Source organism: Palleronia sp., from assembly GCF_042089775.1.
In the GTDB taxonomy this organism is placed as follows: Bacteria; Pseudomonadota; Alphaproteobacteria; order Rhodobacterales; family Rhodobacteraceae; genus Palleronia.
On sequence record NZ_JBELKF010000154.1, the window covers coordinates 1 to 4998 of the forward strand.

Below are 4998 nucleotides of genomic sequence, written 5' to 3' on the forward strand. Positions count from 1 at the left end.
GAGCAGAGAAAGGTAGGGATCGCTCGTCGCGCGCCTCCTTCGCCAGGGCGAGGGTTTCTTGTTCAGGAAGAGGAAAGAAGTGCGAGAACGCTTCGGACCAGATCTCCGAACTCGTATAGGCGTCTTCCGCAACAAGCGCGCGGCCCGCAATCTCGATCAGCTTATCGAGGCCATCGATGAAGCCATCGAAGTCGTCTTGACCCATGCGATTCAGGTCCTCGGATCTGTTCCGCGGATTCCGCACGATTGAGGATCGTTTCAGCCTGGTGTGGATCTTCTTGATTACCGCCTCGAGGAATTCGTCATCCCCCGCTAGGTCCTCGGAGTCGATGTCCTTGAGGGCTTCGGCCACCATAACCGTCAGGAGAATGGACGAAGGGCGGCTCGCGTTGTTGAATTTTAGCGCGGCCCACATCTTGATATAGCGTACCAGGCGACGAGCGCGATCTCGCTCCGCCCCCTCGTGCTGGTCCTTCCACCAGACATATATCGCCTTCGGGTCGCTGTTCTCCCAGGTTCCATCCTCCGTCGCCAGATCTCGGCGATCACCGCCGCGATCGAGGTGGTAGCTCGGAACGTCGATATGGAACGATCCGGAGAAGGTGACCCTGTTGCATCGCGCCTTGGGCTTCTCTGCTTTCGTGGCATCCGTGGTGGGGTCGTCAGCGTAGTCCTCGAGGATCTTCTGAACTCTATTCTTCAGATCTAGGGGGTCGATTCCACCGTCTTCGGGCTCGCCACGCCATTCCAAATATACCCCCAGATCGATATCGAATTCCTCATTGGAATGGGCGGGGCGGATCTGAGTGCCGAACTTGTACGATCCTTGGAGCCAAGAGGACGCAGGCTTACCAACGTCGTTCCGAAGTTTATCCAAGAGAATTTCCGCGAGATCGTTCCAGCGTTCCATCTGCGTTTCCAACTGCTCGTCGTATGGCCGAACGCGATAGGCGAGAGTGTTCTTGCGGTCGTCGGGATTATGAAATTGCTTGGCGGCTACGCCCATCGTCGCTCCTTACCCTACTGAAGTAGTCCGCGATTTCCTGCCTGTGAAAGAAATCGATCTCCCCGGCATCGTGGTCGAACAGACCCGACGATCGAAGTTGCGGGAGATAATCCTGAATAGAAGCATGAGCAAGCCCAAGCAGAACTTCTTTGGCGCTTTCAGATGCATTGTCAAGTTGCATATCGGGCAACTGGCTCGGAGAGGGAAAACTATCTATCCGGACATACCGATTACCGAGGCGGTGCCTCATCTGAAAGTCGGCGTCCATTTGCTGCGCAGCGATCATCGCAGAGAATAGGCGCTGATCGGTCATCCAATCCCCAATTCCCATATCCGAATTGAGACGTCCGGAAAAGCTGAATCGAGATGTCGTCGTGCCGACGCTTAGAACTTCGATTTCTGCCAGTTCCTTGTCTAGGAAATGGGTCGCCTCATGGACCGCGAGGAGATCCGGGCTGTTTGCGTACAGTCCGCCGTCGGCGAAACGCTCTCGGCCGATAGTATGGAGCGGAAAGAACGTCGGCGCCGCCGATGTCGCCAAGGCGACATCCACCACGGGGAGCTTCCAGTCCCTCATGAAGGTGTCATGGTGTGGTGTTTTGAAGACCTGGGGACTACCCTTCGTCAGGTTGACCGCGGGAACGATCGTCCTCTGGCGGAGGTCGCCGACATACACCTCCTCTCCGACAAGTTCGTCCACGAGTTGCCTCAACGGGGCGGTTCGGTAACGCGCTTTTCGCAGATGACGTGTGATGTCGACCAAGCTGCCCAAGCGGGAGGAGGGTTTGGCCTTGCTACCGAAGATCTCCGCCCCGCGATCGCGCATTGCATCAGAGACGGTCCTCATGCTCGTTCTTCCAGACGCAACGGCGAGAGCGAGGATTCCACCAATCGACGTGCCGGCAATGAGATCGAACCGCCGATGAAGGGGGACATCGCCGCTCTGCTCCTCGAGGCCGGCGAGAAATTCCGCGGTGTAAAGCCCTTTGTAGCCTCCACCCGACAATGAAAGAATCCTGAATACCATCGCATGCAGATAGGAGCGCCGCATTGCGACGGCAAGGACATCAGGGGGTGCATGGTGGAGCCCGAGCGAGCACGGAGGCCTGCCGGATTCCCCCGGAGGAGGCGATCGGCACGGTCACCGCAGACGGTGCCTATGATACACGACGATGCCATGGTGCGATCATCGACCGAGGTGCGGATGCCGTCATACCGATCGCTCTAGTAGAACGCAATTCTAAGTATAGTCCCTGAGGTCCTTCCAAACGTCCATCGGCCTGGTGCATTCGTTCTCGCTCATGAAGGCCTCGAGCTGCCCCTTGCGCCACTCGCTCGCCACGGCGAGGGCCACGATCAGCTCGGGGTCAACGGGCTCCCTGACCTGCACTTCGGCCGACTTATCGGTCGGTTCGCACGGCTCGCGATCACAGGCGCCCCGGTAAGAACGGTTGTCAATCAGGCTGACCGGCTTGTCCTCGAACATCCGATTGAAGCTCCAGGGGCCGGGCAAGTCCCGCTTCCTGGTGATTTCGGAGCTTGAGGCGTTCTGCCAGCAGAAGCGGCAGCGATGCGTCCAGAGGACGCTCGCATCGATGGCGAACACCGCCCACTCGCCCCCCATCGACCTCTGCTTGTTGACCAGCATGTCCCAGTAGACGTCGTGAATGGAGGTTGAGAACGCGTCGTTGTAGCCATCGCGCCGCCAGGTGTCGGTCGGCAGGTATCCGACCCCCGCCTCATCGAGATAGCTTCGCCCGGCGAGGCCATTCAGAAGGATGCTCTGCGCGTTCTCGATCCGTGTGAAATGGAGCAGCTGCGTGATCCCGCGCTCACGGACCAGATCTCGCAGCTCCCGCTGGTAGCCTTGCATGCAGTCTCCCCAACCGCAGGACGTGCAATTCAGGGCGACGATACATCACAGATTGCAGAGCGCCAGAGGCGCGTCAGTCGAGTTCGAGCGCCGCACTGCGCTCCTGCACCCAGCTGAAGTCGCCATCCTTGCCAGCATTGATCCGCGCGATTTTCGAGACCACCGTCTCCTCGAGACGATCGGCGGCATCATGAAGGGCCTGCGTCATTTCGGGGCTTTTGCTGTTGAACCTTGACCTTATCTTTTCGCATCATATTGTATCAGCATGATGCGAAAATTGGTAGGCATAGGAAAGGCCGCGGAGGCATTGGGTGTCACTCCGCTCACCCTTCGTCGGTGGGACGAGAGCGGACGGCTCAAACCTGACTTCGTCACGGAAGGTGGACGGCGACGCTACGATCTGGCCCGGCTTCGGCCGGGACTCTACCATGACATGGACAGAACGGACCGCAAGACCTTCGCCTATGCGCGCGTGTCGTCGCACGACCAACGGGCGGATCTTGAGCGTCAGGCACAACTCTTGGAGGCGTACTGCGCGGCTCAAGGCTGGACTTACGAGGTCATCAACGATCTCGGGTCGGGCATGAACTATCGCAAAAAGGGCCTCAAGCGGCTACTTGATGAAATCGTCGAGGGTCGCGCAGGGCGGCTCGTGCTTACGCACAAGGATCGACTTCTGCGGTTCGGGGCTGAACTCGTCTTCGCGATATGCGAGATGAAGGGCGTTGAAGTCGTCATCCTTAATCAGAGCGAGGACACGAGCTTCGAGGAGGATCTTGCCCGCGATGTCCTCGAAATCATCACCGTCTTCTCGGCGCGCCTCTACGGCGCTCGCTCGCGAAAGAGTGCGAAAATACTCTCGGATCTGAAGAAGGCGGTGCCTCATGAGTGAGGTCTTGGAGATCATGGTCCACCGCATCGCGCTGGACTTGCGCCCCGGCCAAGACGAGGTCTTTCGTCGTTGCGCCGGGATCGCACGTTTCTCTTGGAATTGGGCGCTGGCGCGTTGGCAGGATGACTATGCGGCGTACCGTGCGGACCCAAGCCTACCGCGCCCCAACGAGGCGACGCTCCGGCGTCAGATCAATGCGATCAAGCGAGTTGAATTTCCGTGGATGCTGGAAGCTCCGAAGGCGGTGCCGCAGCAAGCGATCAAGAACCTCGGCACCGCCTTCGGCGCCTTCTTCGCCGGGCGTGCCCGCTACCCCCGCTTCAAGGCAAAGGACCGTTCGCGCGATAGTTTCAGGGTCGACAATGGCCCAGGCACGTTTTGCGTGGAGGGGCGCCGCCTCAAGGTGCCCCGCATTGGCTGGTTGAACCTGCGCGAAGAGTTGCGCTTTACGGGCGAGCCTATGTCAGCGGTTATCTCGCGCGATGCGGATCGATGGTTTGTTTCGATCGCGGTGCGCCGCGCCGCGCCAGCACCGCTGCCCGCCGGGCGTCCGGCGGTGGGTGTTGACCTCGGGATCACCGACCTTGCCGTGTTGAGCGACGGGAGGCGGATCAAGGGAGCGCAGGCGCTCAAGCGGCGCCTGCGCCAGCTAAAGCGAGCGTCCCGGGCCCATTCCCGCAAACGGAAAGGCTCGGCGAACCGCAGGAAGTCGGCGCAGCGCCTCGCTCGCCTTCATGCCCGCATTGCCAACATTCGCCGTGACGGATTGCGCAAGCTCACCACAATGCTCGTTCGAGAGCATGGGCAGATATGCATCGAGGACCTCAATGTTCGGGGTATGATGCGAAACCATCGGATCGCACGAGCGATCTCGGACATGGGTTTTTACGAGTTCCGTCGGCAGCTTGCCTATAAGGCAGCCCGAGCCGGGACCGAAATCATTTACGCGAACAGGTTCTTCGCCTCGTCGAAGACCTGCTCTGGCTGCGGAGCCGTCGTGGACGTGCTTCCGCTCTCGGTCCGGACTTGGACCTGCGCCGGTTGCGGCGCGCACCATGATCGCGATCTCAATGCAGCGATCAACCTCAGAAATCTGGCCGGTAGCGAGGCGCCCGCTGGGTGCCGTCCGGTGTCAGCCTGTGGAGTGGAAGGCGCTGACGCCGGGCTTGCGCCCGACGTGAAACCAGCCACGACGAAGCAGGAATTGGCGATTGATCAGATAAGAAG

6 protein-coding genes and 1 pseudogene are annotated in these 4998 nt (G+C 59.8%); 3 read left to right on the plus strand and 4 right to left on the minus strand.

The window, feature by feature from the left end; all coding sequences use genetic code 11:
- The coding region (locus ACFDS3_RS18945; RefSeq protein ID WP_375263902.1) for a CBASS cGAMP synthase at positions 1 to 1006 on the minus strand (1006 nt) is incomplete at its 3' end.
- Positions 978 to 2057, minus strand: a complete 1080-nt coding sequence (locus tag ACFDS3_RS18950) for a CBASS cGAMP-activated phospholipase (RefSeq protein WP_375263903.1) — start codon at positions 2055 to 2057, stop codon at positions 978 to 980. The genes ACFDS3_RS18950 and ACFDS3_RS18945, both read right to left, overlap by 29 nt.
- Positions 2058 to 2116: 59 nt before the next feature.
- On the opposite strand from ACFDS3_RS18950, the pseudogene ACFDS3_RS18955 reads away from it, so the two are divergent.
- Positions 2117 to 2227 (plus strand): annotated as a pseudogene (locus ACFDS3_RS18955) (IS5/IS1182 family transposase); the annotation flags it as partial.
- A gap of 19 nt (positions 2228 to 2246) precedes the next feature.
- Here the strand turns inward: ACFDS3_RS18955 and ACFDS3_RS18960 are convergent.
- Positions 2247 to 2879, minus strand: coding sequence for a DarT ssDNA thymidine ADP-ribosyltransferase family protein (locus ACFDS3_RS18960; protein WP_375263904.1), 633 nt, complete (start codon positions 2877 to 2879; stop codon positions 2247 to 2249).
- Positions 2880 to 2952: 73 nt separating this feature from the next.
- Complete coding sequence (locus tag ACFDS3_RS18965; protein ID WP_375263905.1) at positions 2953 to 3087, minus strand: hypothetical protein; 135 nt, start codon at positions 3085 to 3087, stop codon at positions 2953 to 2955.
- A 60-nt stretch (positions 3088 to 3147) separates the two neighbouring features.
- Between ACFDS3_RS18965 and ACFDS3_RS18970 the strand changes: the two genes are divergently transcribed.
- Positions 3148 to 3771 carry an IS607 family transposase gene (locus tag ACFDS3_RS18970; protein WP_375263906.1) on the plus strand — a complete coding sequence of 208 codons (624 nt, stop codon included), beginning with the start codon at positions 3148 to 3150 and terminating at the stop codon, positions 3769 to 3771.
- A partial coding sequence (locus ACFDS3_RS18975; protein ID WP_375263907.1) for an RNA-guided endonuclease InsQ/TnpB family protein occupies positions 3764 to 4998 on the plus strand: 1235 nt, incomplete at its 3' end. The genes ACFDS3_RS18970 and ACFDS3_RS18975, both read left to right, overlap by 8 nt.